The organism is Caulobacter sp. 05L422 (genome assembly GCF_056397765.1).
The window spans coordinates 22,614-48,803 of record NZ_JBFTOB010000028.1 but is presented as its reverse complement, the minus strand read 5'-3'; the positions used below and the strand labels follow the sequence as shown (position 1 = coordinate 48,803).

26 protein-coding genes and 4 tRNA genes are annotated in these 26,190 nt (G+C 67.1%); 18 read left to right on the top strand and 12 right to left on the bottom strand.

The genetic code is table 11. From position 1 onward, the window contains the following. Positions 1-103 precede the first annotated feature (103 nt). The gene (locus AC1DMQ_RS22865; protein WP_477035834.1) at positions 104-964 is read left to right on the top strand and encodes a hypothetical protein; all 861 of its coding nucleotides are present in this window, start codon (positions 104-106) and stop codon (positions 962-964) included. 109 nt (positions 965-1,073) lie between these two features. After that, the gene (gene argC, locus AC1DMQ_RS22860) at positions 1,074-2,021 is read left to right on the top strand and encodes an N-acetyl-gamma-glutamyl-phosphate reductase (RefSeq protein ID WP_477035833.1); all 948 of its coding nucleotides are present in this window, start codon (positions 1,074-1,076) and stop codon (positions 2,019-2,021) included. Positions 2,022-2,040: 19 nt separating this feature from the next. On the opposite strand, the gene AC1DMQ_RS22855 is transcribed toward argC, so the two are convergent. Next, positions 2,041-2,640 carry a DUF1287 domain-containing protein gene (locus tag AC1DMQ_RS22855; RefSeq protein WP_477035832.1) on the bottom strand — a complete coding sequence of 200 codons (600 nt, stop codon included), beginning with the start codon at positions 2,638-2,640 and terminating at the stop codon, positions 2,041-2,043. Positions 2,641-2,815: 175 nt separating this feature from the next. After that, the gene (gene soxR / locus AC1DMQ_RS22850; protein ID WP_477035831.1) at positions 2,816-3,199 is read right to left on the bottom strand and encodes a redox-sensitive transcriptional activator SoxR; all 384 of its coding nucleotides are present in this window, start codon (positions 3,197-3,199) and stop codon (positions 2,816-2,818) included. Between the two features lie 75 nt (positions 3,200-3,274). Here soxR and AC1DMQ_RS22845 point away from each other — a divergent pair, with 75 nt between their 5' ends. Continuing rightward, complete coding sequence (locus AC1DMQ_RS22845; RefSeq protein WP_477035830.1) at positions 3,275-3,631, top strand: putative quinol monooxygenase; 357 nt, start codon at positions 3,275-3,277, stop codon at positions 3,629-3,631. On the opposite strand, the gene AC1DMQ_RS22840 is transcribed toward AC1DMQ_RS22845, so the two are convergent. After that, a complete protein-coding gene (locus tag AC1DMQ_RS22840) occupies positions 3,628-5,640 on the bottom strand; it encodes a class I poly(R)-hydroxyalkanoic acid synthase (RefSeq protein WP_477035829.1) in 2,013 nt (670 codons plus the stop codon). The two genes, AC1DMQ_RS22845 and AC1DMQ_RS22840, sit on opposite strands and share 4 nt — an antisense overlap. 95 nt (positions 5,641-5,735) lie before the next feature. Here AC1DMQ_RS22840 and AC1DMQ_RS22835 point away from each other — a divergent pair, with 95 nt between their 5' ends. The 15 genes from AC1DMQ_RS22835 to AC1DMQ_RS22765 all read left to right on the top strand — a co-directional run bounded on the left by AC1DMQ_RS22835 (position 5,736) and on the right by AC1DMQ_RS22765 (position 16,940). Next, positions 5,736-6,230, top strand: coding sequence for a hypothetical protein (locus AC1DMQ_RS22835; RefSeq protein ID WP_477035828.1), 495 nt, complete (start codon positions 5,736-5,738; stop codon positions 6,228-6,230). A gap of 109 nt (positions 6,231-6,339) precedes the next feature. Next, positions 6,340-7,560 carry an LL-diaminopimelate aminotransferase gene (locus AC1DMQ_RS22830; protein WP_477035827.1) on the top strand — a complete coding sequence of 407 codons (1,221 nt, stop codon included), beginning with the start codon at positions 6,340-6,342 and terminating at the stop codon, positions 7,558-7,560. 57 nt (positions 7,561-7,617) lie between these two features. Then, a complete protein-coding gene (locus AC1DMQ_RS22825; protein WP_477035826.1) occupies positions 7,618-8,907 on the top strand; it encodes a homoserine dehydrogenase in 1,290 nt (429 codons plus the stop codon). 53 nt (positions 8,908-8,960) lie between these two features. After that, the gene (glpX, locus tag AC1DMQ_RS22820; RefSeq protein ID WP_477035825.1) at positions 8,961-9,914 is read left to right on the top strand and encodes a class II fructose-bisphosphatase; all 954 of its coding nucleotides are present in this window, start codon (positions 8,961-8,963) and stop codon (positions 9,912-9,914) included. Between the two features lie 144 nt (positions 9,915-10,058). Then, positions 10,059-11,030, top strand: coding sequence for a class 1 fructose-bisphosphatase (locus AC1DMQ_RS22815; protein ID WP_477035824.1), 972 nt, complete (start codon positions 10,059-10,061; stop codon positions 11,028-11,030). A 232-nt stretch (positions 11,031-11,262) separates the two neighbouring features. Then, complete coding sequence (gene recJ, locus AC1DMQ_RS22810; RefSeq protein ID WP_477035823.1) at positions 11,263-13,080, top strand: single-stranded-DNA-specific exonuclease RecJ; 1,818 nt, start codon at positions 11,263-11,265, stop codon at positions 13,078-13,080. 69 nt (positions 13,081-13,149) lie between these two features. Continuing rightward, positions 13,150-13,224 (top strand) — tRNA-Glu (locus AC1DMQ_RS22805). Positions 13,225-13,278: 54 nt separating this feature from the next. After that, a tRNA-Glu gene (locus tag AC1DMQ_RS22800) sits at positions 13,279-13,353 on the top strand. 173 nt (positions 13,354-13,526) lie between these two features. Next, positions 13,527-14,129 (top strand): stationary phase survival cold shock domain protein CspD, encoded by a 603-nt coding sequence (cspD, locus tag AC1DMQ_RS22795; protein ID WP_477035822.1) that lies wholly within the window; start codon positions 13,527-13,529, stop codon positions 14,127-14,129. A gap of 93 nt (positions 14,130-14,222) precedes the next feature. Further along, positions 14,223-14,744: a DUF192 domain-containing protein gene (locus tag AC1DMQ_RS22790; RefSeq protein WP_477035871.1), complete on the top strand. Its 522-nt coding sequence runs from the start codon at positions 14,223-14,225 to the stop codon at positions 14,742-14,744. Between the two features lie 60 nt (positions 14,745-14,804). Further along, positions 14,805-14,881, top strand: a tRNA-Pro gene (locus AC1DMQ_RS22785). Between the two features lie 48 nt (positions 14,882-14,929). Next, entirely contained in the window at positions 14,930-15,235 is a 306-nt protein-coding gene (locus AC1DMQ_RS22780) for an ETC complex I subunit (RefSeq protein ID WP_035079271.1), read from the top strand. 50 nt (positions 15,236-15,285) lie between these two features. Then, positions 15,286-15,362, top strand: a tRNA-Arg gene (locus AC1DMQ_RS22775). Positions 15,363-15,667: 305 nt separating this feature from the next. Beyond that, the gene (locus AC1DMQ_RS22770; RefSeq protein WP_477035821.1) at positions 15,668-16,339 is read left to right on the top strand and encodes a sensor histidine kinase; all 672 of its coding nucleotides are present in this window, start codon (positions 15,668-15,670) and stop codon (positions 16,337-16,339) included. A 157-nt stretch (positions 16,340-16,496) separates the two neighbouring features. Then, on the top strand, positions 16,497-16,940 hold the full coding sequence (locus AC1DMQ_RS22765) for a helix-turn-helix domain-containing protein (RefSeq protein WP_477035820.1): 444 nt from the start codon (positions 16,497-16,499) through the stop codon (positions 16,938-16,940). A gap of 539 nt (positions 16,941-17,479) precedes the next feature. Here AC1DMQ_RS22765 and AC1DMQ_RS22760 read toward each other — a convergent pair. From AC1DMQ_RS22760 to AC1DMQ_RS22720, 9 genes are all read right to left on the bottom strand, one after another. Beyond that, the gene (locus AC1DMQ_RS22760) at positions 17,480-18,499 is read right to left on the bottom strand and encodes a diiron oxygenase (protein ID WP_477035819.1); all 1,020 of its coding nucleotides are present in this window, start codon (positions 18,497-18,499) and stop codon (positions 17,480-17,482) included. Positions 18,500-18,542: 43 nt separating this feature from the next. After that, a complete protein-coding gene (locus AC1DMQ_RS22755; protein WP_477035818.1) occupies positions 18,543-19,505 on the bottom strand; it encodes a hypothetical protein in 963 nt (320 codons plus the stop codon). Then, the gene (locus tag AC1DMQ_RS22750; RefSeq protein ID WP_477035817.1) at positions 19,505-20,446 is read right to left on the bottom strand and encodes a hypothetical protein; all 942 of its coding nucleotides are present in this window, start codon (positions 20,444-20,446) and stop codon (positions 19,505-19,507) included. Before AC1DMQ_RS22750 ends, AC1DMQ_RS22755 begins: the two co-directional genes overlap by 1 nt. 2 nt (positions 20,447-20,448) lie before the next feature. After that, positions 20,449-21,057, bottom strand: a complete 609-nt coding sequence (locus tag AC1DMQ_RS22745; protein WP_477035816.1) for a hypothetical protein — start codon at positions 21,055-21,057, stop codon at positions 20,449-20,451. After that, positions 21,054-22,208: a type III PLP-dependent enzyme domain-containing protein gene (locus AC1DMQ_RS22740; RefSeq protein WP_477035815.1), complete on the bottom strand. Its 1,155-nt coding sequence runs from the start codon at positions 22,206-22,208 to the stop codon at positions 21,054-21,056. Before AC1DMQ_RS22740 ends, AC1DMQ_RS22745 begins: the two co-directional genes overlap by 4 nt. Before the next feature lie 28 nt (positions 22,209-22,236). Next, complete coding sequence (locus tag AC1DMQ_RS22735) at positions 22,237-22,506, bottom strand: phosphopantetheine-binding protein (protein ID WP_477035814.1); 270 nt, start codon at positions 22,504-22,506, stop codon at positions 22,237-22,239. Positions 22,507-22,575: 69 nt separating this feature from the next. Then, a complete protein-coding gene (locus AC1DMQ_RS22730; protein WP_477035813.1) occupies positions 22,576-23,964 on the bottom strand; it encodes a hypothetical protein in 1,389 nt (462 codons plus the stop codon). Positions 23,965-23,990: 26 nt separating this feature from the next. Then, a complete protein-coding gene (locus tag AC1DMQ_RS22725) occupies positions 23,991-24,788 on the bottom strand; it encodes an outer membrane lipoprotein-sorting protein (RefSeq protein WP_477035812.1) in 798 nt (265 codons plus the stop codon). Next, entirely contained in the window at positions 24,781-26,187 is a 1,407-nt protein-coding gene (locus AC1DMQ_RS22720; protein WP_477035811.1) for an ABC transporter permease, read from the bottom strand. Before AC1DMQ_RS22720 ends, AC1DMQ_RS22725 begins: the two co-directional genes overlap by 8 nt. Between the last annotated feature and the right edge of the window lie 3 nt (positions 26,188-26,190).

The following is a 26,190-nucleotide window of genomic DNA, read 5'->3' as shown; positions in this document are numbered from 1 at the left end:
CGCGGCCTCTTTTTTTGCCTGAAACCCCGAATCTGCCGGTACCTTGCCGCCCGTTCGATGGCCGCGGTCACGCCTCCATCTCGCAGCGGATCTCGAGGGCGTCATGGAAGTCAGTCAGGCCGTCCGGGAGTCGATCCTGCCGCTGGGCGCCAAGCGCGTCATGCTGGAGCAGGCGCGCGACACGCTGGAGACCATCGTCCTGGGCTCGTCGCACGGCGACCACGGCTTCGACCCGGCCCACGTCCCCAATTCGTTCAATCTCTGCTACCGGTCGCTGGACCTGAAGCACTGCCATTCGCTGTATCAGCGAACGATCACGCTCTGTCCGAACCTGAAGAACCTGGTGCTGTTCTATTCGGTGTTCTCGCCCGGCCGCGTGCTGGAGCACAGCCCCGACGAGAGCGAGATCGGTCCGTTGTGCAGCGCGCTGTTCGATCTGGACGTCGAATACCAGTCCGAGCCCCTGACCCGCTTGGCGCAGGCCCTGACCCAGCAGCTGCAGGACGGCATGGCCGCCACCCTGATCGAGGAGACCGCCAAGCTGGACGGTCGCGCCGGCTTCCTGCCGAACGACCAGGTCGCGGCCTCGGCCTCGACGTTCCAGGCCCGCCTGTTGTCGCACATCAAGAACAACTACGAGTCCGGCGCCGACTACTACCTGCTGAAGATCCTGGCCCTGGCCAATCGCCTGGGGCACCAGGTGACCGTCGTCATCCCGCCGGTGACGTCGCGCTACCGAGACACGCTGAACACCCGCTCCAGCGTTCTCTTCCGCGAGCTGATCGAGGCGGTCGACCTGTTCCCCTGGACCCTGCCGATCAAGGTGCTCAACGCCTATGACGACGAGGCCTATGAGGACGCGTTCTTCGTCGACAGCGACAATCTGGACGCGCTCGGAGACGGTACGCGAATACTGTCACAGGCCATCGCCAGGATGGTTCCGGGATCCGACGCGGTCGCCTAAGTCGCTGCGGCGCAACAAAACCGTCCAGGCGTGGCTTAAAGACCCGTTTCGCTCCCCATCGGAGTAGGCTAGATCGTCCGCTCCTCAAGTTCGGGTTACGGGAGGGCGCATGGCCCCCAAGGTCTTCATCGACGGCGAAGCAGGCACCACCGGGTTGCAGATCCGTGAGCGTCTGGTCGGCCGCAAGGACCTGCAACTGGTCTCGATCGATCCTGACAAGCGCAAGGACCCGGAGGCTCGCAAGGCGATGCTGAACGGCGCCGACGCCGTGATCCTGTGCCTGCCCGACGACGCGGCCAAGGAAGCCGTGGCGCTGATCGAGGACCCGAAGGTCAAGGTGATCGACGCCTCGACCGCCCACCGCACCGCGGCCGGCTGGACCTACGGCTTCCCCGAACTGGACGAGGAGCAACGCGGCAAGGTCGCCAAGTCGACCCGGGTGTCGAACCCCGGCTGCTACGCGACCGGCGCCATTGCCCTGGCCCGGCCGCTGGTCAGCGCCGACATCATCGCGGCCGACCTGCCGATCTCGTTCAACGCCGTGTCGGGCTACAGCGGCGGCGGCAAGGCGATGATCGCCGAGTTCGAGGACGAGACCTCGCCGCACTACACCAAGGTTCCGTACCGGATCTACGCCACGGGGCTGAACCACAAGCACCTGCCCGAGATCCAGGCCCACGGCGGCCTGCTGACCCGGCCGATCTTCACCCCGGCCGTGGGGCGCTACGCCCAGGGCATGCTGGTCGAACTGCCCCTGCATCTGGGCATGCTGAACGGCAGCGTCTCGATGACCGAGATCCACGAGGCCCTGGCCGACCACTACGCCCGCGAAGCCTTCGTCGAGGTGGCGTCGCTGCACGAGGCCAAGAGCCTGGTCACCCTGGATCCCGAGGGGCTGAACAACACCAACCGCCTGAAGCTGTTCGTGTTCGGCTCGGAAAACAGCGGCCAGGTCCGCCTGGTGGCATTGCTCGACAACCTGGGCAAGGGCGCGTCCGGCGCGGCGGTGCAGAACCTGAACCTGATGCTGGGCCTGAAGGAAGGCGCGGGGCTCTAGGCTCCGCGACCGGGCCGCCTCACGCCCGCCAGCGATAGTGCCCGACCGCCGTGTGGAGCTTGAACATCCACAGCGGCTCCTCCTTGGCGCCCCAGCCGATGTTGTGGACCACGCGCACGCGTTCAGGGCCTTCGCTGACCACGCCGATGTGGGGACGGCCACCCCAGACCCGCCAGGTCAGGATGTCGCCGGGACGCGGGTCGTCGAAGCTGTCGCCGGCGGCCTTGGGCGGCGCGGCCGCCACCCGGGCGCGCTGGCGGGTCAGGTAGGTCTCCAGGTTCAGCACCCGGCGATGGTCGATGTTGGAGTCCGGCCCCTTCAGCCCCCAGGCGCGCCGCGAGGGATAGGCGTCGAAACTTCGGGTCATGTCCTCGTGGATCAGCTGCTGCAGGTCGGCCCGCCAGGCGTCGCGGGCGGCGCGCACCACCACGTCGGCGCAGACGCCGGTCGAGCGCAGCACGTCGCCGTTGGGGTAGGGGATGGCGCGATAGCTGGGATCGTAGGCCTTGGTGACGCCCACCTGCTCGCGCGCGGCTTGGGCCAGGCGTTCGCCGCCGGACGCCGGAACCGGACGCGCCAAGGCCTCGCCCACGCCGAAGATCGGCGTCGCGACCAGCATCCCTAGTGCGGTCCGGCGGTTGAGTCCCATGTCCGGAAAGCTCCACCAGAATCCCGGCGAGTTTTAGGCGAACATGGGTCGACGACGTGGCGCTAGCCCGCGTCGGGCTCCAGAAGGCGCGGCCCGGCCCCCTGGGCGCCCAGGGCGTCCTGCGGGTTTCGCAGCGGGCAGGTCTTCAGGGACAGGCAGCCGCAGCCGATGCAGTCGTCCAACTGGTCGCGAAGCTGGGTGAGGCTCCGGATGCGCTCGTCCAGTTCGGCCCGCACGCGCGCGACAGTTCGGCCCAGTCCTCGGCGGTCGGCGCTCGACCCTGGGGCAGGGCCGCCAGCGCCGCCTGGATCGAGGCCAGGGGGATGCCGGTGCGCTGGGCGACCTTGATCACCGCCACCCGGCGCAGGATCCCGCGCGGATAGCGGCGCTGGTTGCCCTCGGTCCGCAGACTGAAGATCAGGCCCTTGGTCTCGTAGAAATGCAGGGTCGAGATCGCCACGCCGCTCCGCCGGGCCACTTCGCCGACGCTCAGCGTGCCGCCCTGGACGGCGAAATCGGGCTTGGACATTCGCGCTTGACCTCAACTTTGGTTGAGGTTTTACACGGGGGGCTCCTTCCACGGCAACGCCCTTCAGGAGCCAGCATGACCACTCTGACCGTCCCTGACCGCGCCGCGATCGCCGCCGCCTTGTCCGATCCGCCGGTCTTCAGCGTCAGCATCATCCAGACCAAGCCCGGCAAGTTCGACGAGTTCGTCGCCCTGCAGCACGATCAGTTCATGCGGGTGCGTGGCCAGGTCCAGGGCGTGCGCGGCAGCCGGATGCTGCAGTCGCCGGCCAAGGGCGTGGTGGTGCTGATCTCGTCGTTCGACACGGCCCAGGACGCCGAGCGCTTTCGCCGCGATCCGCGTTTCACCGAGCACCTGGAACGCGTGCGGCCGCTGATCGACCGCGCCGAGGCGATGCCGGTCGAACTGGCCTACGAGGTGGGACTCATCTAGCTGGCCGCGTTCGACCTGACCCGCACATAGCTGCCGGGGGCGTCCTCGATCGGCTTGAGGACGCCCTTGGCCGGGTCGCGGGCCGCGACCTGCTTGCCCGACTTGGCCTTCAGCCAAGTGGCCCAGTGCGGCCACCACGAGCCGGGATGCTCGACCGCGCCGGCTCGCCAGCCCTCGACCGAGCCGGGCAGGTGCTCGTTGGTCCAGTGCTGGTACTTGTTGGCGTCCGGATGGTTGATCACACCGGCGATGTGGCCCGAGCCGGCCATGGTGAATGTCACCGGCCCGCCGAACGCCCGCGCGCCGCGATACACGCTGCGATAGGGGGCGATGTGGTCGTCCTTGGACGACTGCACATAGATCGGCGTCTTGACCTTCGACAGGTCCAGCTTCTCGTCGCCCAGGGTCAGGCGGCCCTGGGTCAGGGCGTTGTCCTTGTAGAAGTTGCGCAGGTAGTAGAGGTGCAGCGCCTTGGGCATGCGCGTCTGGTCGGCGTTCCAGAACAGCAGGTCGAACGGCCGCGGCTCCTTGCCCATCAGGTAGTTGTTGATGAAGAACGACCAGATCAGGTCGTTGCCGCGCAGGCTGTTGAAGGTGTCGGCCATCGACTGGCTGGGCAGGTAGCCGCCCTGGCGGTCGATCTGCTCCTCGATGGTCTTGATCCAGGCCTCGTCGGTGAAGAGCAGCAGGTCGCCGGCCTCGGAGAAGTCCTGCTGGGCGGCGAAGAAGGTGGCCGAACTTATCCTTTTATCCCCTTTGGCGGCCATGTGGGCCAGGGCGCACGACAGCAGCGTGCCGCCGATGCAGTAGCCGACGGTGTTGACCTTGTTGACGCCGGTCTGGGTCATGACCTGCTGGGTGGCGTCGTAGATGCCCTCCAGCATGTAGTCCTCGAAGGTCTTGTCGGCTTGGCGGCTGTCGGGATTGACCCACGAGGCCACGAACACCGTGAAGCCCTGGGCCGTCAGCCAGCGGATCATCGAGTTCTCGGGCCGCAGGTCCAGGATGTAGAACTTGTTGATCCACGGCGGGAAGATCAGCAGCGGGATCTCGTGCACCGTCTCGGTGGTCGGCGCGAACTGCAGCAGCTGCAGGATGTCGTTCTGGTAGACCACCTTGCCCGGGGCCGTGGCGACGTTCTCGCCGACCTTGAACTTGGCCAGGTCCGTCTGGCTGATCGCCAGTTGCCCGCCGCCGCGCTCCAGGTCGGCCGCGAAGTTCTCCATGCCGCGCACCAGGCTCTCGCCCTTGCTCTGCATCACCTCGCGCAGGGCGGCGGGGTTGGAGATCAGGAAGTTCGACGGCGAGAAGGCGTCGGTCAGCATCTTGGTGAAGAACTCGACCCGGCGCTTGACGTTCGGATCCACGCCCTGCGCCTGCGAGACCAGGTCGTTCAGCCAGTTCGATGACAGCAGATAGCTCTGCTTCATCATGTCGAACATCGGGTTGGACGCCCAGTCGGGGTCGCTGAACCGCTTGTCCCCCTGGGCCGGGGCGACCACGGGCTGGGTCGGCTCGCCGGTCATCTTGCGGGCGGCCGACTGCCACAGGTCCATATAGCGGCTGAAGAGATCGGCCTGGGCGCGCAGCAGCCGGTCGGGCTGGGCGGCCAGGCTGGTCATCACCTCGTTGAAGGCCGGACCGACGTGGAAGGGATCGGGGCTGAGGGCGGCGGGACGGTCGGCCTGGCGCAGGGCGGCCTCGGCGATCGCGCCCTGGGCCGTGACGGCGGCGCGGGCCAGGTTGGCCGACAGCGTCTCCAGCATCTGGCGCTGGTCGGGCGACAGGAAGGCCTCGAAGTCGGGCAGGGCGCTGGAAACCGGCGGCGGCCCGGCACGTCCGGCGTGGGTGGCCGATTCGGCGGCCTGGGCGCGGGAGTCCGGTTGCGGATCGACTTTCGGCGGAACCTTCGGCGCGGCCTTGCTCTTGGTCTTGGCGGCGTTCGGGGCCGCATCCGCCTTGGCGGCGGGCTTTTTGCGCGGTTTGGGGGAGGTTTCGGTCGTGGCCATGGACTTCCTTCCGCCGTCTTGTCTTGGGCCATCTCACCTTGGCGGCGTGGATGGCCTTTCGCTCGCCGCGATCATCGCATAAGACCTGAGACAAGATGAACGACGAAACCGGTAAAATCGTGCGTCTCGGCGTACTCTTTCGCGGCGCGGCCCAAGTCAGCCTGACTGTGGGCCTGCTGGCGGGACTGACCGCGTGCGCCTCGTCGATGTCCTCGGTGTCGCCGTTCTCGCCGCCGCCGGCCGATCCCAGCTCGCCCGTGGCCGCCGGCGCCAACGCCGCGGCCGCGGCTTCCAAGCACGCCGACCTGCCGCGCTTCGTCGACATTCCGCCGATCCCGACCGACGTGCGCACGCCCGTCGAGTTCAAGAAGGCCGTGGGCGCCGAAAAGGTGGCCGCCGACAAGCTGAAGCGCGACACCGCGCCCGGCACCTGGACCCTGTCCGACACCGAGGGCTACGCGTCCAAGGCCCGCAAGCTGGGCAAGGCCCCGCCGAGCGACATCCCCACCGACGCCGACCGCGCCGCGACCGAAGCCTTCGCAAAGGCGGCGCGCGACCGAGCTACTGCGCCTCCGTCCAAGCCCCAATAGGGCGACGGAGGCATAAAATTCCCGTAACTGGCTTGGCTATACCCCGCCCGGGGTCTATCCATGCCCGACATCCGCTCCCGGCGCGCCGCTGCGGCGCAATGAGCATTCCATGACCTCCGATTTCCACCGTATCCGTCGCCTCCCGCCCTACGTCTTTGAAGAGGTGAACAAGATCAAGGCGCGCCTGCGCGCCGAGGGCACCGACATCATCGACTTCGGGATGGGCAATCCCGACATGCCCACGCCCAAGCACATCGTCGACAAGCTGATCGAAACCGCGCGAGACCCGAAGGCCGGCCGCTATTCGGCGTCCAAGGGCATCGCCGGCCTGCGCAAGGCCATGGCCGGCTACTACGGTCGCCGGTTCGGCGTGAAGCTGAACCCCGACACCGAGGTGATCGCCACCCTGGGGTCCAAGGAAGGCTTCGCCAACCTGGCCCAGGCCCTGACCGCCCCCGGCGACGTGGTCATCTGTCCGAACCCGGCCTATCCGATCCACGCCTTCGGCTTCATCATGGCCGGCGGCGTCATCCGCCACGTGCCGGCCCTGAGCCCCGAGCAGTACCTGTCCAACATCAGCCGCGCGGCCAAGCACTCGGTGCCGCCCGCCAGCGTGCTGATCCTGTCCTATCCGTCCAACCCGACCGCCCAGTGGGTGGACCTGGACTTCTACAAGGACGCCGTCGCCCTGGCGAAGAAGCACGAACTGCTGGTGATCAGCGACGTGGCCTATGGCGAGATCTATTTCGACAACAACCCGCCGCCCTCGATCCTGCAGGTCGACGGGGCCAAGGACATCGCCGTCGAGGTCAACTCGCTGTCGAAGACCTACGCCATGGCCGGCTGGCGCGTGGGCATGGTGGTCGGCAACGCCCGTATCTGCGCCGCCCTGGCCCGGGTGAAGTCGTACCTGGACTACGGCGCCTACACCCCGGTGCAGGTGGCCGCGGCCGCCGCGCTGAACGGCCCCCAGGACTGCGTCGACGAGATCCGCGCCATTTATAAAGGCCGTCGCGACACCCTGGTGTCGTCGATGAAACGCGCCGGTTGGGAAATTCCCAATCCGCCGGCCTCGATGTTCGCCTGGGCCAAGATCCCCCCGCAGTTCGAAGCCGCCGGCTCGATGCTGTTCTCGCGCCTGCTGATCGAGGAGGCCGGCGTCGCCGTGGCTCCCGGCATCGGCTTCGGCGAATACGGCGAGGGCTATGTCCGCATCGGCCTCGTCGAGAACGAGCAGCGGATCAAGCAGGCCGCCCGCAACGTCAAGAAGTTCATCGCCAACGCCGACACCATCCTGGCCAAGGCGCACAACAAGATGGAACAGGTCTGAGCCGCCGACCCGAAAGGGTAGGGGCGTCGCACGGCCGATCGAACTAGGAATGCAAGCATGACCCAGAAAACCTGGCGCGTCGGCGTCGCCGGCCTCGGCACCGTCGGCGGAGGGCTATTGCAGTTCCTGGCCGAGCAGCCGGACTTCGCCCCCGCCGGCGATCGGGCCGTGGTGACGGCGGTTTCGGCCCGCTCCAAGTCGCGGCCGCGCACGGTCGACATCTCGGGCCTGACCTGGTTCGACGATCCGGTCGCCCTGGCCTCGTCGCCGGACGTCGACCTGTTCGTCGAACTAGTCGGCGGCAGCGACGGCCCGGCCAAGGCCGCCGTCGAGGCCGCCCTGAAGCTGGGCAAGCCGGTGGTCACCGCCAACAAGGCCCTGATCGCCGAGCACGGCGCGGAACTGGCCGCCCTGGCCGAGGCCAACGACGCGCCGCTGCTGTTCGAAGCGGCCGTCATGGGCGGCACGCCGGCGGTGAAGATGCTGCGCGAGGCCATGGTCGGCGACGAGGTGATCGGCGTGGCCGGCATCCTCAACGGCACCTGCAACTTCATCCTCAGCGAGATGGAGAAGACCGGCCGCGACTTCGCCGACGTGCTGCGCGAGGCCCAGGGCCTGGGCTATGCCGAGGCCGATCCGACCATGGATGTCGGCGGCTTCGACGCCGGCCACAAGATCAGCATCCTGGCCGCCCTGGCCTTCGGCTGCGCGCCCGACTTCGGCGCCGCCGAGATCGAGGGCATCAGCGACGTCGAACTGCTCGACATCAAGCTGGCCAAGGACCTCGGCTACCGCATCAAGTTGGTGGCCGGCGCCGCCAAGAGCGACGACGGCGTGTCGGTGAAGGTGCATCCGTCGCTGGTCCCGCTGGAGCATCCGCTGGCCCAGGCCGGCGGGGCGCTCAACGCCCTGTTCATCGAGGGCAAGCGGATCGGTCGGATCTTCATCCAGGGGCCGGGCGCGGGCGCGGGCCCGACCGCCGCCGCCGTGGCCGCCGACATCGCCGACGTGATGACCGGCGCCAAGCGCCCGGTGTTCCAGGCTCCGGCCGGACAGCTGAAGCCGTTCGTGGCCGTCGATCCGGCCCGTTCGGTGGGCAAGGCCTATCTGCGGATCATGGTCCGCGACGAGCCCGGCGCCATCGCCGCCATCTCCGAGACCCTGGCCGAATGCGCGGTCTCGATCGACAGCTTCCTGCAGAAACCCGTCGAGGGCGCGGGGGGCGTTCCGATCGTGCTCGTCACGCATGCGACTCCCGAATCCAATCTCCTCGACGCGATTAGTCGCATCGAAAAACTGCACGCCGTGCTAGAGCGTCCCCGCCTTTTGCGCGTCGCGCGCATCTGAGAACCGCGCCAAGCGGTCGGCAAGGAAAGCCTCGCATAGGCTGGGAGACGTTGATGAGTTCGAAGACCCTGGACCGTTCGCTGGTCCTGGACGCGGTCCGCGTGACCGAAGCCGCCGCCATCGCCTCGTGGACGATGGTGGGCCGGGGCGACGAGATCGCGGCTGACCAGGCCGCCGTCGACGCCATGCGCAACGCTCTGAACGAACTGGCGATCGACGGCGAGATCGTGATCGGCGAGGGCGAGCGCGACGAAGCGCCCATGCTCTATATCGGCGAGAAGGTCGGCACGGGGCAGGGCCCCGCCATCGACATCGCCCTGGACCCGTTGGAAGGCACCACCCTGACGGCCAAGGCCATGCCCAACGCGCTGGCCGTCATGGCCTGGGCGCCCAAGGGCAGCCTGCTGAACGCGCCCGACACCTACATGGACAAGATCGCCTGCGGTCCGGGCCTGCCGGCCGGGGTGATCGACCTGGACAAGTCGCCCGCCGAGAACATCAAGGCCGTGGCCGCCGCCAAGGGCGTCGATCCCGAGCACATCACCGTCTGCGTGCTGGACCGCCCCCGTCACGCCGAGATCATCGCCAGCGTCCGCTCGGTGGGCGCGCGGGTCTATCTGATCACCGACGGCGACGTGGCCGGCGTGATCGCCACGACCGATCCCTCGACCGGCATCGACCTCTATGTCGGCTCCGGCGGCGCGCCCGAGGGCGTGCTTGCCTGCGCGGCGCTGAAATGCGTCGGCGGCCAGTTCCAGGGGCGCCTCTTGTTCCGCAACGGCGACGAGCGCGCCCGGGCCGCCAAGTGGGGCATCACCGAGCTCGACAAGAAGTACGACCTGCACGAGATCGTCCGCGACGACGCGATCTTCGCGGCCACCGGCGTCACCTGGGGCAACCTGCTGGACGGGGTGACCTACAAGGACGGCTTCGTCCACACCCATACGCTGGTCATGAACTCGTCGACCGGCACGGTGCGCGAAGTGCGCATGAAGCGGAAAGCCTAGGGCATTTTCCGACGAGGCTGCCGCCGTCGTCGTCAAACTGCGTCAAAGCCATGATTTAGAGGCCTTTTCCGATCAATCGGCGGAAAAGGCCCCGGCCTTCCGCTAAGGTCGCCCACGAATCCTTTTCTCCCTACGAGGCCCCGTATGACCACGCTGACCGATCTCGCCGGATGGCTCGCCCAGGAGCCCGCTGGCGACGAGGTGAAGGCCGTCGTCACCGCGATCGCCGGCGCCTGCGCCCAGATCAGCAAGGTCGTGGCCTCCGGCGCGATCTCGGGCAGCCTGGGCGCGGCCGGCCAGGTCAACGTCCAGGACGAAGAGCAGAAGAAGCTCGACATCATCACCAACGACATCCTGCGCGACGCGCTGAACGACTGTCCGCTGGTGGCGGGCCTGGCGTCCGAGGAGCTGGAGGTGATCGAGACCACCGGGGCCGTCGGCGGCTTCCTGGTGACCTTCGACCCGCTGGACGGCTCCAGCAACATCGACGTCAACGTGTCGGTCGGCACGATCTTCTCGATCCTGCCCGCGCCGGCCGGTGTCGCGCCCACCGAGGCCGACTTCCTGCTGCCCGGCCGCCAGCAGGTCGCCGCCGGCTATGCGGTCTACGGCCCCCAGACCATGCTGGTCCTGACCCTGTCCAAGGGCGTCGTCGGCTTCACGCTGGACGCCGACGGCGCCTGGCGGCTGACGCACCAGACTGTGTCGATCCCGGCCGACACCGCCGAGTTCGCGATCAACATGTCCAACCAGCGTCACTGGGCCGCGCCGGTGCGCGCCTATATCGACGGCTGCTTGCAGGGCAAGTCGGGCCCGCGCGGCAAGAACTTCAACATGCGCTGGGTCGCCTCGATGGTGGCCGACGTCCACCGCATCCTGATGCGCGGCGGGATCTTCATGTACCCGTGGGACGCCCGCGAGCCCGACAAGCCGGGCAAGCTGCGCCTGCTCTACGAAGCCAACCCGATGTCGCTGATCGTCGAGCGGGCCKGCGGCCAGTCGACCGACGGTGTGAACCCGATCCTCGACATCCAGCCCACCAAGCTGCACCAGCGCGTGCCGGTGGTGCTGGGCTCGGCCAACGAGGTGACGCTGGTGGCGGAGTTGTCGGCTTAAGCCGGGGACATGCCCTTGTGGCGTGTCCCCTGTACAAGCGCCGCGCCTGCCGATGGGGACACGCCGCAAGGGCATGTCCCCCGGTGGCGCGTCCGTTTCTGACGCACCCACGCCCTATCTTCCATCCTCGCGCCGCATGGAGCGAATCCGCCAACAGGCGTAGGTTCGGGAGATGACCACGACAGCCAAGCTCCGCATTTCCGGCCGCTTTCCCGCGCGGGAGGGCTGAGCCATGGCCGCCGACGGACACGCCCCGCTCGAGACGGGCCACTTCCTCGACGTCTCCCGCTCGATCAGCGGCCGGGCCTGGCGCGAGCGGCCGGGCGACGCTGCGGCGGCGCGCAGCCACCAGCAGGTCCACGGCCTGTCCGAGCCCCTGGCCCGGGCCCTGGCGTCGCGCGGCGTCGGCGTCGACGCGGCCGAGCACTATCTGCGGCCCACGCTGAAGGCGCTGTTCCCCGATCCGTCCAGTTTCACGGACATGGACCGGGCCGCCGAGATCCTGATCGACGCGCTGGAGAGCGGTCGCTCGACCATGGTGTTCGCCGACTACGACGTCGACGGCGCAACCAGCGCCGCCCAACTGGTGCGTTGGTTCCGTTACATGGGCGTCGAGCTGCCCATCTATATTCCCGACCGCCTGACCGAGGGCTACGGCCCCAGCCCCGCGGCCTTCAAGACCATCCGCGACACCGGCGCCGAGCTGGTCGTCACCCTGGACTGCGGGGCGGCCGCCTATGACGCCATCGCCAGCGCCGCCACCATCGGCCTCGAAGTGGTGGTGATCGACCACCACCTGATGCGCGAGGACCCGCCGGCCGCCGCCGCCGTGGTCAATCCCAACCGTCCGGGCTGCCAGAGCGGGCAGGGGGTGCTGGCCGCCGCCGGCGTGACCTTCGTCCTGCTGGCCGCCCTGAACCGCGAGGCCCGCAAGCGCGGCCTGTTCACCGATGAACGCCCACAGCCCGATCTGCGCCAATGGCTGGACCTAGTGGCCATGGGCGAGGTCTGCGACGTCACCCAGTTGGTCGGCTTCAACCGCGCCCTGACCACGTTGGGCCTGCGGACCATGTCCAGTTGGGGCAATCCGGGCCTGAAGGCGCTGTTCGAGGTGGGCAAGGGCTCCGGCCCGGCCAGCGTGTTCCACGCCGGCTTCATCCTGGGCCCGCGCATCAACGCCGGCGGACGGATCGGCCGCTCGGACCTCGGCGCGCGCCTGCTGTCCACGGACGATCCCGAGGAGGCCCGCGTCCTCGCCGAGGAACTCGACGGCCTCAACACGGAGCGCAAGGCGGTCGAGGCGGGCGTGGTCGAGGAAGCCGCCGCCATGCTCGAGCGCGGCAGCAACTTCAATCCCGACGCCCCGGTGATCGTGGTGGCCGGGGAGGGCTGGCACCCCGGGGTGATCGGCATCGTCGCCGGCCGCCTGCGCGAGCGCTACCGCAAGCCCGTGGTGGTGATCGGCATCGATCGCGCCGCCAATGTCGGCAAGGGCTCGGGCCGCTCGCAGCCCGGCGTCAACCTGGGCGCGGCGATCCAGGCGGCGTTCGAGGCGGGCCTGCTGATGGCCGGCGGCGGCCACGCCATGGCGGCGGGCCTGTCGATCCGCCCGGATTCCATCCCGGAGTTCCGCGCCTTCCTGGAAGAGCGCCTGGCCGGCGAGATGGAGGCGGTGGGCGTCGAGGGCGTGGATATCGACGCCCTGGTCCAGCCCCGGGCCGCCAATCGCGCCCTCTGGACCGAGTTCCAGCAGCTGGCGCCGTTCGGTCCGGGCAATCCCGAGCCGATGTTCGCCCTGGCCGGTGTTCGCCCCGAGCGGATGATGGCGATGAAGGGCGGCCACGTGCGAGTCGACCTGGTCGGACCGTCGGGCGACCGAATCAAGGCGATCTCCTGGCGCTCGGCCGAGACCCCCCTGGGCGAGCGCCTGCTGGCCGGCGGCGGCGCGCTGCACGTCGTGGGCCGTCTGAAACCGGACGATTATATGGGCCGGGAAGGCGTCCAACTTGAGATCGAGGACGTCGCCGACCCCCGCATGCGAATGACTTGAAAAAACTGCTCTCAGTCGCTTGCGCCCTGGGGGGAAGCTTTGTATATCGCCTGCTCTTCGCGGCCACGTGGTCCCTTCGTCTATCGGTTAGGACGCCAGATTTTCATTCTGGAGAGAGGGGTTCGACTCCCCTAGGGACTACCACCGCGAAGCCTACTTAGACTTTACATGCGAATACCCGCCTAATGCAGGCGCCGTGGTCCCTTCGTCTATCGGTTAGGACGCCAGATTTTCATTCTGGAGAGAGGGGTTCGACTCCCCTAGGGACTACCACCCACCACGGACATTTCAGGTTTATGTCGGTCTAGCCGCTGCGACGAAATGTCGCGCGGGGGTTCCAATGGCCCTGTGACGTCAATTGGTTATTGACGGCTCTCCTATCGCGAGAACAGTGTTATTCTGTGGTGCTCGCCCCCTGGGCTGTCTGGGCGAGCCAGAGGGGCGGAATGTCTGGTTTCGATTTCGAGGACTCGGGATCGCATGAGGAATTCGTGCGTATCAGCGGTCGCGTGAAGTGGTTTGATACGGGGAAGGGGTACGGTTTCATCGTCCCCGACGATCCGGGCCAGACGGGCCTGAAGGACGTGCTGCTGCACGTCACGTCCCTGCGCAACTGTGGTCGGGAGACCGCGCTGGAAGGCGCCATCATCGTCTGCGACGTGGTCAAGCGTCCCAAGGGCTGGCAGGTGTCCGAGGTCGTGGATCTGGACGAAAGCGCCGCCAGCGCGCCGATGGAGCGGCCCAAGCGGTCGTTCGGCGACGGCGGCATGGGCCTGCGTCGCGACCACTTCCGATCGGGCGTCGACAGCGGCCGCCAGACGCTGGAGCCGGTGGGGCCGGCCGAACGCGCCAAGGTCAAGTGGTTCAACCGCACCAAGGGCTACGGCTTCGTCGTTCGCGACGGCCAGCCGGGCGACATCTTCGTGCACATCGAGACCCTGCGTCGCGGCGGACTGGAAGACCTGCAGCCCGGCGACGACGTCATGGTGCGCTTCGCCGAGGGCCCCAAGGGCCTGGTGGTGGCCGAGATCACCCCCGGCGAGGACTGAGCCTCAAGACCCGACTTTCGCCATCGGCGCGTGACGTCGTAGGATCGCCGCGTCGCGGGACGCGGCGAGGATGATGAGGCGCGCGTGAGCTTGATGACGACGATCGGCCTGAAGACGATCGGGCGACGCGCCCTGGCGCTGGTCGCCCTTGCCTTGATCTCGAGCGCCCTGATCGCCGCTCCGGCCCAGGCCTGGCAGGCCAAGCCCAAGCCCGCCGCGGCCGCCTCCTCGGCCAAGCTCGACACGGTCGAGATCCTGACCAGCCGGGGACGGGTCAAGTTCACCGTCGAACTGGCCGTCACCAAGGCCGAGCAGCAGCGGGGGCTGATGTTCCGCAAGTCGCTGGCCCCCGACCGCGGCATGCTGTTCCCGTACAATCCGCCCCAGCGGGCGGCGTTCTGGATGAAGAACACCCTGATCCCGCTGGACATCCTCTACATCGCGCCCGACGGCCGGGTGCTGTCGATCGCCCGCAACGCCGTGCCGCACGACGAGACGCCGCTGCCCTCGGGCGGGATCATCCGCGGCGTGCTGGAGATCCCCGGCGGCCGCGCCGCCCAGCTGGGCATCCTGCCGGGCGACCGGGTGCTCAACAAAATCTTCCCGAAGGGCTGAAGGGCGCCCGTTCCGTTTGCTCCCGGCGACGAAGCCCTGTAGAGCACCCGCTCGGTGTTTCGGAGCGTAGCGCAGCCTGGTAGCGCATCTGGTTTGGGACCAGAGGGTCGCAGGTTCAAATCCTGCCGCTCCGACCACCTAGACCCCCTTTCCGAAGGGGGGACGATCGACCCGGAGAGGCTTTCATGCTCGCGCGCATCTACCGCCCCGCCAAGACCGCCATGCAGTCCGGCAAGGCCAAGACCAAGGATTGGGTGCTGGAGTTCGAACCGGCCTCGGCCAGACGTTCCGACCCGTTGATGGGCTGGACCCAGTCGAGCGACATGAACGGCCAGGTGCGCCTGAACTTCGAGACCCGCGACGAAGCCGTGGCCTACGCCCAGCGTCACGAGATCTCGTTCCAGCTGTTCGAGCCCAAGACGCCCAAGCGGATCATCAAGGCCTACGCCGACAACTTCGCCGCCGGCCGCAAGCAACCCTGGACGCACTAGGCGTTCCGCCTCAAGTTTCCCCGAGATTTCCAGAGATCCCCACGGGGTTCGCGCCCTTAGCTCAGCTGGATAGAGCACTCGCCTTCTAAGCGAGCGGTCGCTGGTTCGAATCCAGCAGGGCGCGCCAATACCGCCGATTGTACGATCCTGTCCGCCAGAACCGCTTAATACCTTCTGCTTTGAGCTTTCTCGCGACCGACCGCGTGGCTCCTAGGTGACCTTGTGGCGAAGCGCAGCTCCCGGTTGACGAGCTAACGCGTCACCGATCGCCCCTCACGGCGACTAGCGGCAGATATTTGGCCAGCCACGCCAGCCTCTGCGACCTTCCGATCCCTGAGCGGACCACCGGGAGACAGGCTGTCATGACGGGAAATATTTGCGGGCCGACCTTTTCCTGCGAGGCGCAAGAACGCATCCGCACACATCGAAATGATGCTCCGGGAGGCCAACCATCGGATCGCCAATTCACTCCAGGCGGTCATCGCGGCCGCCCATGTCGGCGCTGGCAGGAAGGACGGCGCATCAGCCGCGGTCCGCGACCAGGCAATGCGGGTATCGGCGATCGCGGACGTCCACCTGCTGCTCAGCGTGTCATCGGACGCGCGAACGATCCCGTTCGACGACTACCTCGTGCAACTCACCGGCAGGCTTGCCGACCTGTGGGCCGGTGAATCGGGAAGGATCAAGGTCACCCCCTTCTGTGCGACCGGCCTGATGAGCGCGGAGGCGGCGATCCAGTTGGGCATGGCCGTCAACGAACTGGTCGCCAACGCCTGCAAGTACGCCTACGGCGCCGGCGAGCCTGGAGAGATCCGCGTCGGCTTCTCCATCGTCGAGGGCAAGTTCACCTTGCTGGTCGCCGATGACGGGTGCGGACTTCCGGACGCCGACCTCCAGCGCTCCGGGATCGGGCGCCGTCTCGTGACGGAGATCGCGGTTCGAATGGGCGGCGCATTTTCCTATCAGTCCAGCCGGTCCGGTACGGTGGCGGTGCTGACCGGGTCGGCGGAGTCGCTGCTTGGCTCCGATCTGGGCGGCCGGATGCAGGCGACCATCGCGGGCGATCCGTCGCTGGATCGTCGGGACACCCTGGCGACGCTTTGAGGCCGCTCGTGCGGTTCGCGAGCGCCTCGCTGACCGTATCGACGCCGGCGCCGTGTCGAAGCGACTTCCCTGACTCTGGAATGAAGACGGTCCGATGACACTCCTCGGAAGCACAACCTCATCGCCTTCCCCTGCAATCGCCTTGAGGCGGCTTGCCTTGGGGCCGAATGACCAGGAAATCGCCGGCGGTATCGAGCAGGGAACGGTCCGACGCAAGGCTGCAATGCCCGGCAAGGCCGCTCGCAGCAGGCTGTACATCCAGTTGGCCGGCTGGCAGGTTCGCAAGATCCAGGCGTTCCTGGACGAGCGATACGACGGGCCAGTTGGGCTCCCTGAGGCCGCCGCCGTCATACAGCGCAGTCCCAGTTACTTTGCCCGCGCCTTCAAGGCGACCTTCGGCGAGACCTTGGGCGCTTACGTCCGATCCATGCGCATCGAGAAGGCCAAGTGCATGCTGCTGATGGGCGACGAGAGCCTCGCGGTCATCGCTCTGGTGTGTGGCTTTTGCAATCAAGCCCATATGACGCGGGTGTTTTCCACATTGGTGGGTCTACCGCCGCATCGCTGGCGACAGGAGCAGTGTCCGCCCGACCTTGAATAGTTTGCCATATTGCGTCGGCGCTAGACGCAGCAATGGCGCGTTCCAAACGTCGAAAACTGGAGGCGCCCATTGGGAAAAAGCCATCTTCGCCCCCAATCCTAAAGCTGGGGACGTTTCTTGCCCTTATCGCGCCGTGGCGTACGAACGGCGGGAATATCGTAGAAATAGTTCTCACGCATGTCCAACAGTGAGCCGTCCTCGGCCCGTATCCGTCGCCACTCTCTCGCCGGTGCATCTTGGACAGCGCTTCGAAGTAGCCGACGACATGGCGCTGATAGATCGGCTCCACGGCCTCATCGAACCACGGGTCCTCCAGGCGCATGGCCTCCAGTTCGGCCGCGACGCTGGCGGTGTCGCTATCGCCTACAAGCTGCTTTGACGGCGCCTGAGCATGATTAGTCTTCCCGATCAGCTTCGGGCGGCACATAAGCGATGGCGCCGAAATCCTTTTCGAGCGAGGCCTTCACCTTGCTGATGTCCCGCTTCCGCGCCCAATGCTTCCTGTTGAAATTGTCGAACGCGCCCAGGGGCGGCGCCTGTCAGGCGGGGAACGCCGCGTAGTCGAGCACGCCGATCTGTTCAAAGGCGCGAGTGGCCTTGGGGCCCAGCAGTCCGATCCCCCGCACGGCCGGCACCAGGTTGCGGAACAGGATGCGATGCATGCCCTGGGTGACGGGCGAGTTGCGTGTCAGTTGCGAACATTCAGCGCTCGGCAGGCCTAGCGACGCCCAGATTTCATCGGCGTACAGATATTCGTGCAGCAGCAGGCAGGCCTGGGTCACGAACTCCTCGCGGTGGCTCAACTCGGCGCTGGTCAGGTGCTTATGCTTTTCGGCCAGTGACAACTGGCCGCCGGCGAAGTGTCGGGCCTCGTCGCGCACCACCAGGCCGAACAGATTCTTGACCATGCCGTCGTTCGAATAGCCTTGCAGGCTCTTGAAGAAGGCCAGGGCCAGCCCCTCGATCAAAATCTGCATGCCCAGGGTCGTGATGTCCGGATCGGAGTCCCGCAGCGTGTCGAACAACAGCCGGTCCAGCTTGGGCGAGACGTCGTACCGCACGCCGATTTTGTCCAGCAGCCGGCTGTACACATCGACATGACGCGCCTCGTCAGTCGCCTGCAGCGCCGCGCAGGCCTTCAGCATCGGATCGCCGGCCGACAGCATCAGCTTGCTGGCGCACATCATGGACGCGCGCTCGCCGTGCAGGATCTGGGAAATCTGCCAGCCTTGGACGTGGCGCCGCAGGTTGATCCGCTCCTTGTCCGTCATCCGCTCCCAGACGGCCGTTCCGGCCAGGGCGTTGACGGCGTCGGGCACCTGGAGCGGATTGCGCTCGTCCAGCTCGTGGGTCCAGTCGATCGCGACGTCGGCGTCCCATTGGCCGCGAACCGCCTTGCGGTACAGGTCGCCCAGATCCTGGCTGCCGGGATCCTCATCCGCGGGCGTCACCACCATCAGGTCGGCGCGGACCCAGCGCGTCGCGTCGGCCGCGTGGTTCCATTCAGCCCTCGGGGAGACCTGGTGCGGTGGCGTTTCCGTCAACGATTTGAACGACATCTGAAGTCTCCTTGCGCGTCGTTGTGATCCACGCGCCTGGCGGTCATGGAAGAGACGGTTCGGCGGCGCGCACGTCCGGATCGGCGGTGACGGGCGAGAGCGTCTCGGGCATGTATTGGCCGATCAGGGCGCGCAGGGCCGCGCTGTCGGCGTCCAGGGCGTGAAAGACGTGGTGGGTGCCGGCGTGGAGCCGCAGCGTCGCGATGGCGTAGTAGCCGTTGAAGGCGATGGCTCCGGCCGTGACGTCCACCGGAGCGTCCAGAGGCCGGGCCTTCAGGTAGTCGATGATGCTGATGAAGGGGTCGGCGCCGAAGCAGTGACCCAGTTCGTCGTTTCGGTTCGGCGCCAGGAAGTCCCGCGGACCCAGGAGGCGATCGAGCATGCCGCCCATCTCGCCGTTCAGGAATGGCCCGAAGGTGTATTGCCGGCCGTGCTTGGCGTGCCGCGAGCGGATCGCCATGACGAATTCCTTGAAGGCGCTGTCGGCGAACGGGCCTCCGGTCTGGGCGACCTCTCCGCCGTCTTGCGGCAGCGTGAACAGCAGGCTCGAAACCCCGAAACCGAGCACCCCGATGGCCTGCTGGCGCAGATGGTAGCGCAGGTTGTCCAACTCGACGTCCAGCAGGACCACCAGCACGCGGCGCGTGCTGGTGTGCCGCGCGAAGAAGCGCAGCGCATAGCCCCATCCGACGCACATATAGGTCTGGATGATGCCCAGCGGCCGGCGCCCGCAGCCCTCCTCGATCAGGTCGAAGAAGCGCTGGGCGATCTGCGGATCGCCGGCCATGAACCCGCTGAGAACGGTCGAGCAGATGACGAATTCCGCGGGCTCTTCGTCCAGCAGTCCCTCGATCGACCGCAACTGGGCGGCGACGCAGCCCGCGAGCAGTCGCGCCCGCGCCTCGCGGGTGTCCAGGTCGGCGGCGAAGGGCGGCCGGGTGACCCAATGGACCACCGCTTCGAGTTGGACCGGCGAGATCGGCGTGTCGGTATCGGAGCGCGACATCAGTTCGATCCGCTCAGCGCCGGCGCCAGGCGCGGCGAGGGGGCGGTTGGGACGAACGGGGCCGCTTCGGTGAAGATCCTGAAATCGACCCAGACGTCCGACGGGACGGTGACGGGACAGATGGAGAAGTATCCGTTGTAGGCGAGGCTGCCCAACGTGACCGTTTCGTCCCGGTGGGCCGGATCGGCCTGCACCCATTCGATCAGGCCGATCCAGGGGTCGGAGCCGAAGCAGTGCCCGTAGCGCTCCTGCCGGTCGGGCGCGAGCGCCTCGGCTCCGATCATGCGCTCGCAGATCGCGCGCAGATCCTGACGGAAGAACGGGGCGAAGATCGGAGGCGCGCCAGGCGGGGGTGTGTAGTCGCGCAGGGCGCGCACGAAGTTTCGAAAGCCGCTGTCCGGATAGGGGCCGTCGCACAGTCCGCGCGCCGACCAGTCGGCCGGCAGGGTCAGGAGCAGGGTGGTCACGCCGAAGCCGGAGTGGCCGATCAGGGGGTGGTGCTCGGTCCAGACAAACTCGCACAGGTCCAGGTCGACGATGCTGAGCATCACGTGGGTCTCGCCGCTGTGGTCGGCCAGGAACCGCAGCGCATAGCCCCAGCCCGCGCATTCGTAGGTGTGGATGATCGCGGTGATGTCGCGTCCCGTGGCCGCTTGGACCGTTTCCCTGAAGCCCTCGGTGCGCTCGGCGATGCTGGTGAAGGCCTGCGACAGATAGGTGCTGCAGATGAGGTGTTCGAAGCTCAGATCGGGATGCCGCGATGCGATCGCGGCGGCCTGGGCGGCGACGATCTCGGCCGCCGGCGCCAGGCGTTGGGACAGGGTGGTGGAGCCGGGGGCCAGGGCGCATTCCATGCGCCAGTGCGAGGCGGACAGCACCGTCACGTGCTCGGTGCGGGCCTTGGGCGGCCCGGCGGAGTCGAGGGTCCCGCGGGCGAGCATGATCAGAACGCCGCCGGCTGCGCGACGGCGTGATCGCAGCCCCAGGTCGTCACCGACAGGTCCGCCAGCGACCGGAGGATCTCGTTCTCCCTGACGAAACGCAGGAAGCTGGGAACGCTGTGGGCGCCCATCATCGTCATCGAGATCTGGTTGTCGCCGGTCTCGTAACCGTCGGTCCGCAGGCTGTGCCAGAACAGCAGAGCGCCCGAACGCCCGCTCCGCGCCAGGGCCGGCGCCAGATATTCCGGGTCGTGGGTCAGCAGGACGTCCGCGGCCAGCAGATCGGCGGGCAACTGGACCTTGAAGTCCGCACCGCACAGGCGGACGACCATCACCGTCAGGCCGTCGATCGTTTCGCGCGCCTCGCGCACCAGACCCGCCAGCAGCGCGTATCGCTGGCTGGGGCATAGCAGGATGGGGGCCTTTGCCGGGTTCTCGAAGTCCGCCGCGTTCATGTATTCCCGCGGCTCGTACAGCGGCATCACGCCCAGTTCCGCGCGGTAGGGTTTGCCGTGCGACGGGGCACGGGCGAGAATCCCCTGCGCCTTGGCGCCGGCGGGCCATATCTCCCGCGCGGCCGTTGCCGCGACCGCGTTCGCCATGACGTTCATGAGATGATGTATCTCCCTGCCGTCGGAAGGTTCAGGAAGCCGTTGGGGGAATAGGTGTGGTAGGCGCCGCAACGGTCGAACACCAGCAGGTCGCCGACGCTGGGCAGTTCGGAAGGCGGCAGGACGCCGATGCGATCGGCGCGATTGCAGCTGTTGCCGACGACATGAACCGCACGCACGCCGCTCCGCGCGACCGCTGGCGCCTGGCGCATGACGCGCGGCGTGGCGTAGCTCTTGATGAAGCGTTCGGTCTGGGCCAGCAGGAAGGCTTGCGCCAGGCCGCCGTCGCAGACCACGAAAGCGTCCTCGCCGATGATCTTCACGGCGACCACCTTGGTCACGAAGGCTCCGCAGTCGGCGTAGATCGCGCGTCCGGCCTCGTGAAGGATGGTCGTTCGCTCGCTCAGCGTACGGACCACGTCGCGATAGGCCGTGAAGGTGTCGTCCTCGACCCAATCCTCCGAAAATCCGCCGCCCAGGTTCAGGAACTCCAGATGGTCGGGGATGATCGTGTCGATCGCATCGAACGCCTTGGACGCCGCCTGGGCCAGGGCGATGGATCCCTTTCCGAAGCTGTATGACCCGGCATAGGCGTGCAGCCCGACCGGAGGCGCGCCGATGGCGGCCAGGCGCTGGACCGCGGTGACCGCGGCGGCCATGTCCAGGCCGAAGTGGTCGGCCGGCGCGTCCGGGGTCAGGCTCGCGGCGTTCAGCCGTAGGCCGAACCGCGCCTGGCCCTTGGAGGTCGGCGCCAGCACCTCGGCCAAGGCGACCTGGTCGAGATTGTCGAGCAGGATCGTCGCGCGCGACGCGATGGCCGCGGCCATGAAGTCGCGGCTCATGGCGGGAGAGGTGACGAAACGCGGCGCGGGCGCGCGGCCCACCACCAGATTCAGTTCGCCGATGCTCGCCAGCTCGACGCCGTCGGTGAACGACTGGGCGGTCCGAACATAGAGGTCGATGTTCGGATTGGCCTTCACCGAGACGATCAGGGGCGTGCCGAGCGCCGCCTTCAGCGCGGTGTGACGCGCGATGACGATCGACGGATCGAAGACGTAGCAGCAGGTTTCGAGATCCGCCGCGGCGGGCTGCGACAGCCAGCTGCGCGACCGCGAGTCTTCGCGCCGCTCAGCCAAGGGTGGGGCGTTCATCTTTCGGCTCCTAGGCGCGAGGCGCGGATCAGGCGGCGATCTTGCCGAGTTCCGTCAGCTGCCGGTCCAGGTCCCGCAGCGTGGTGAACTGGGAGACGTCCAGCTTTTCCGGTTCGATTTCCGCGGCGTAGAGCTGGTCGCAGACCAGGATGAGTTCGACCACTTTCAAGGAGTCGAAGCCGAGCTCGCCGATGCCCACATCGGGATCGACCGCATCGGTGTTCACGATCTTGGCCATTTCCGCAAGCAGAAGGGGGAGCGTTTTGGTCTCAACGACCTCAATTTCCAAAGATTTCATGATTATCCGATCTCAAAATATAGTATTGAGCGAAAATATTCAGACATAGAGAGGTGTATATACTTTTATCTACTTTATGTAGTAAGAAATCGAAAATGCAATCCCAAATTTCGAGGGCAAGCTGCCGTATTGGGTGTCGTGCGCGCCGACGCTGCTAAAGGCGACGAGGCCGAACGAATACCCTCCATTGATCGAGTAGTCTAAGCCGCCTTGGATGATGGCCGATCCATCCACGGGAGAGACGATCGCCAGTCCCGACAAGGACAGGTCGCGAATGAATGCATTGTCCGAGCCGGCGCGCACGAAGATGTTGTGCTGCAGGAACGGCTCTTGAAACTGCTGCGCATATTCCCGCGCGTACCAGAACTGCCCACGGACCAGCAGGCCCGGTGCGGCGGCGCCCAGCTTCATCCACGCGCGCCAGTCGTCCGGTGAGAGCCCCGCGCCGTTGTAGTCGTACTCGACCGACAGCGTCACATTGGCGTTGGTCGTATAGTTCACCCCGGCGGCCAACTGGGCGAGAACCTGTTTGCCGTCGTCGCCGACGGGCGTCGTCGCCTGGGCGGGCAGGGCTCCGGTCAGGATTCCAAATTGGATGGCGTCGGCCGCCAGCGTGCGCCTGGAGCCGCCGGCCGCCTCGACATAGGCGGTCGCCTTGTCGCCCAGGCCGCGGGTCAGGTTCACGCCCAGGCGCCAATCGCCATGGGTTTTGAAGACGAGAACTTCCGGCGCGAAATCGCGGCCGAGCCTGACGTTCCCCTTGAGGATGAAGCGCTCGCCGGCGTTGATGCGACCGGTGCGAAACGACACCGCGCTGTTGGGTTCTCCGAACGGATCGGGGTCGGACAGGCGCGGGGCGTAGGCGGCCGTGATCGAGCCCTTGTCAAAGACATATTGGCCGCGCGCCATCAGCGGGCCCAGCCGGTCTTCGCGCAGGACGCTGGCGTCGGCGGTGTCGAAATCCAGCACCGCGCGATCCTTGAACACGTCGGTGGGATTGAACGCCGATGCGACCCCGTTGCGAAAGTTGGTCCAGCCGAGATCGACGAAGATCGCGTCGCCGGGCGACCAGGTCGTGTAGAGCTCGCGCAGGTCGTTGCGCAGGCAGTCGCAGGTCGAACCGGCCTGCTTGCTGGTGTTGACCAGGTTGATCCGGTCGCTGAGGTGGACGCCGAAGTCCCCGGCCGGCGGGGTTTGCCAGCGCATGTCGAGATAGAGCCGGTTGATCGCCTTGGGCGAATTCTGGACGGGGGGCGGGATGGTGAAACTGTGTCGGGAGAAGGCCAGGTCCAGGGTGTCTCCGGCCCGCAGATTGAGGGGCGGCAGGTGCGGGTTGGTCTGCGCCGACGCCGGTCGGGCCGTCGAGACGGCGCGATCGAGCCGGTCCAGATCATCCTCCGGCGTGGAGGTCTGAGCCGTGGCCGTCTTCGCGATCAACAATGCCGAGAGCGCCGTCATGATCAGAGTTGTCCTGGCCCGCACGCTTACTTGATCCGCAGGCGCGGCAGGTAGTCGCGCTGGAGCCAGAGTTCGGGGATGTCGGTGGCCTGGTAGTCGCTGAACGTCATCTTGGTGACGAGCGCGGTGTTGACCTGGTCGACGATCAGCGCTTCGCGTGGCCGCATGCCTCCCAGTTCCGCGCGAAAGTCGCGGTAGTAGATCGACTTCAACTCGCGGCCGCTGTCGGCGAAGAACCGGCCCTTGATCATGTAGAAGGTCGATTTCTGGATCCAGCAATCGATCTTGTTGTAGGTCGCGCCGGGCGCCTTGCGGATCAGTTGCAGCCGCCAGGTGTCGGTGAGATTGCGGTCCGCGTCCTTGATGGTTTCGTCGGCGATATAGGTCGCGTCGTAGTCCTGGGCGAAGTTGGCGGCGAGCACGTCACCGTTCGAGGCTTGGCCGAGCAGGCGTTGCTGCGGGGAGATGCGGACGCTGGCCGACGACGCCGGGTCGTAGAACCACATCGACCCGCCATCCATCAGGAACAGCTTGTTCTTGTCGCGGGCCGGCGCGAGGTATCGGGCCAGATTTCGCAGCTGGCGCGTGCTCGGACTGGGCTTGGCCAGGATGTCGAGTACGACCTGATCCTGCGGCCGCCCCTGGCGGTACTCCACCAAGGTCGATTTCACGCGGAAGGCGTGGCCCGGATTTCGCACCCGATCGACCTGGCCGAGAATGTCCTGCCCCCGCTTGCGCCCGTCGTCGGCGCGCGCGGTCGCGGGCGCCAGGATCATCAGGCCGCCAGCGGCCAGGAAGGATCGCCGATCAAAGCGCCTAGACATGACGGAGCGCCTCGATCACGCGCAGGCCGGCAGCGCGGTGGGCGGGCCAGAGCGCCGCCATGGCGGAAAGCGCCACCAGGGAAATCCACGTCCAGCCGATCAGCGACAGGTTGTCGAACAGCAGCAGACGCAAGGGCTCGGTTCCCGCGGCCGTTGGCGGGGTCCATTCAATGCCCGAGTGGTTGAGGACGGTGGCGATCACGGCCGCGGCGACGACCCCGACGGAAGCGGCGGTCACGCCCAGGAAGGCGCCCTCGATCATGAACTGGGCGCGAATCGCGCGGCGTTGAACGCCGAGCGCGCGCATGGCGCCGATCTCGTTCGTCCGCTCCATGACGCTCATGCCGACGGTGTTCGTCACGGTGAACAGCACCGTCAGGCCGATCACGAGAAGGAAGAAGAAGAACAGAAAACGGAAGAACCCGACCGCCTGGCTATAGAGGGGCGTCAGTTCCGTGAAGTCGCGGATTTCCAGCTTCTCGGGGCGATCGGCCAGGATGTCGCGCAGGTGGGCCTTCACCGCCGCCATGTCCTTGGTGTGCTTGAGTTGGATGATGATCCCGGTGACCTTGGGCGGCGCCGCGCCATAGGTCAGCTTCTGGGCCAGGGCCAGGTTCATGACGATGAAGTTGTCGTCCAGGTCCTTGAGGCCTTGGAACTCGGCGTGGTGCACGAACATGCTGACCACGTTGGGCGCGCCATCGGAGGTGGCCGCCAGCAGGTCGATGCGGGGCATGGGGTTGACCGCGGCGGTCTTGTCGAACGCCGCGCCGGCGGGCTTGGCCGACGGCTCGGCCAGATGGCTGAAGTCCTCCGACGGGCCGCTCGCCACGCTGTCGAGCCGAGGCGCGGCGGGTGGGCAGTCCTCCATCTCCAGCGGCCTGCAAAGGCCGAGGATCTTGGCCAGGCCTTCGCCGACGAGGCCCGCTTCGGGATTGTCCGGCAAGGGCCAGCCCGCGCCTTGATAGTGGTCGATGTGATAGTCGTTCCAGGTTCGCAGGCGCCGCCGTTCGGCGGGGACGACGCCCTGGCCAAAGAAGGCCTTCGAGGCGCTGGCCTCGTAGTTGCCGGCCAGGCCGAAGACCGCCTGGTAGGGGGTGATGACCGTCAGCTTGTCGGCGAGGTCAGGATCCTGCTGGATCTTGGCGATCAGCACCTTGTAGTCCGAGATCGCATAGGCCGACGGGTTGCCCGCGCCATAGTCGAAGAAGCCTTCGCGAAAGACCGTGAGGTGGCCGGCCCGACGCACGGTCGCGGTCTGGAAGTCCAGGATGATGTAGGTCATCAGCGCGCCGATCATCAGCAGCGCCACGGCGCCCACGGCGATGGTCAAGCCGGTGATCAGGGAACGTCGGCGGTTACGCTGGACGCTGCGCATGGCGATCTTCAACGTCATCATGAT

Coding starts and splice junctions, on each gene's coding strand:
- AC1DMQ_RS22750 (WP_477035817.1), bottom strand. CDS start 20,446: ATGCTCGCCCGCGGGACCCTCGACTCCGCCGGGCCGCCCAAGGCCCGC.
- AC1DMQ_RS22780 (WP_035079271.1), top strand. CDS start 14,930: ATGCTCGCGCGCATCTACCGCCCCGCCAAGACCGCCATGCAGTCCGGC.
- AC1DMQ_RS22760 (WP_477035819.1), bottom strand. CDS start 18,499: ATGTCGTTCAAATCGTTGACGGAAACGCCACCGCACCAGGTCTCCCCG.
- AC1DMQ_RS22720 (WP_477035811.1), bottom strand. CDS start 26,187: ATGATGACGTTGAAGATCGCCATGCGCAGCGTCCAGCGTAACCGCCGA.
- AC1DMQ_RS22830 (WP_477035827.1), top strand. CDS start 6,340: ATGACCTCCGATTTCCACCGTATCCGTCGCCTCCCGCCCTACGTCTTT.
- AC1DMQ_RS22755 (WP_477035818.1), bottom strand. CDS start 19,505: ATGTCGCGCTCCGATACCGACACGCCGATCTCGCCGGTCCAACTCGAA.
- AC1DMQ_RS22745 (WP_477035816.1), bottom strand. CDS start 21,057: ATGAACGTCATGGCGAACGCGGTCGCGGCAACGGCCGCGCGGGAGATA.
- AC1DMQ_RS22770 (WP_477035821.1), top strand. CDS start 15,668: ATGCTCCGGGAGGCCAACCATCGGATCGCCAATTCACTCCAGGCGGTC.
- argC (WP_477035833.1), top strand. CDS start 1,074: ATGGCCCCCAAGGTCTTCATCGACGGCGAAGCAGGCACCACCGGGTTG.
- AC1DMQ_RS22740 (WP_477035815.1), bottom strand. CDS start 22,208: ATGAACGCCCCACCCTTGGCTGAGCGGCGCGAAGACTCGCGGTCGCGC.
- AC1DMQ_RS22865 (WP_477035834.1), top strand. CDS start 104: ATGGAAGTCAGTCAGGCCGTCCGGGAGTCGATCCTGCCGCTGGGCGCC.
- AC1DMQ_RS22845 (WP_477035830.1), top strand. CDS start 3,275: ATGACCACTCTGACCGTCCCTGACCGCGCCGCGATCGCCGCCGCCTTG.
- recJ (WP_477035823.1), top strand. CDS start 11,263: ATGGCCGCCGACGGACACGCCCCGCTCGAGACGGGCCACTTCCTCGAC.
- AC1DMQ_RS22725 (WP_477035812.1), bottom strand. CDS start 24,788: ATGTCTAGGCGCTTTGATCGGCGATCCTTCCTGGCCGCTGGCGGCCTG.
- AC1DMQ_RS22855 (WP_477035832.1), bottom strand. CDS start 2,640: ATGCTGGTCGCGACGCCGATCTTCGGCGTGGGCGAGGCCTTGGCGCGT.
- AC1DMQ_RS22730 (WP_477035813.1), bottom strand. CDS start 23,964: ATGACGGCGCTCTCGGCATTGTTGATCGCGAAGACGGCCACGGCTCAG.
- soxR (WP_477035831.1), bottom strand. CDS start 3,199: ATGTCCAAGCCCGATTTCGCCGTCCAGGGCGGCACGCTGAGCGTCGGC.
- AC1DMQ_RS22735 (WP_477035814.1), bottom strand. CDS start 22,506: ATGAAATCTTTGGAAATTGAGGTCGTTGAGACCAAAACGCTCCCCCTT.
- AC1DMQ_RS22790 (WP_477035871.1), top strand. CDS start 14,223: ATGACGACGATCGGCCTGAAGACGATCGGGCGACGCGCCCTGGCGCTG.
- glpX (WP_477035825.1), top strand. CDS start 8,961: ATGAGTTCGAAGACCCTGGACCGTTCGCTGGTCCTGGACGCGGTCCGC.
- AC1DMQ_RS22835 (WP_477035828.1), top strand. CDS start 5,736: ATGAACGACGAAACCGGTAAAATCGTGCGTCTCGGCGTACTCTTTCGC.
- cspD (WP_477035822.1), top strand. CDS start 13,527: ATGTCTGGTTTCGATTTCGAGGACTCGGGATCGCATGAGGAATTCGTG.
- AC1DMQ_RS22825 (WP_477035826.1), top strand. CDS start 7,618: ATGACCCAGAAAACCTGGCGCGTCGGCGTCGCCGGCCTCGGCACCGTC.
- AC1DMQ_RS22840 (WP_477035829.1), bottom strand. CDS start 5,640: ATGGCCACGACCGAAACCTCCCCCAAACCGCGCAAAAAGCCCGCCGCC.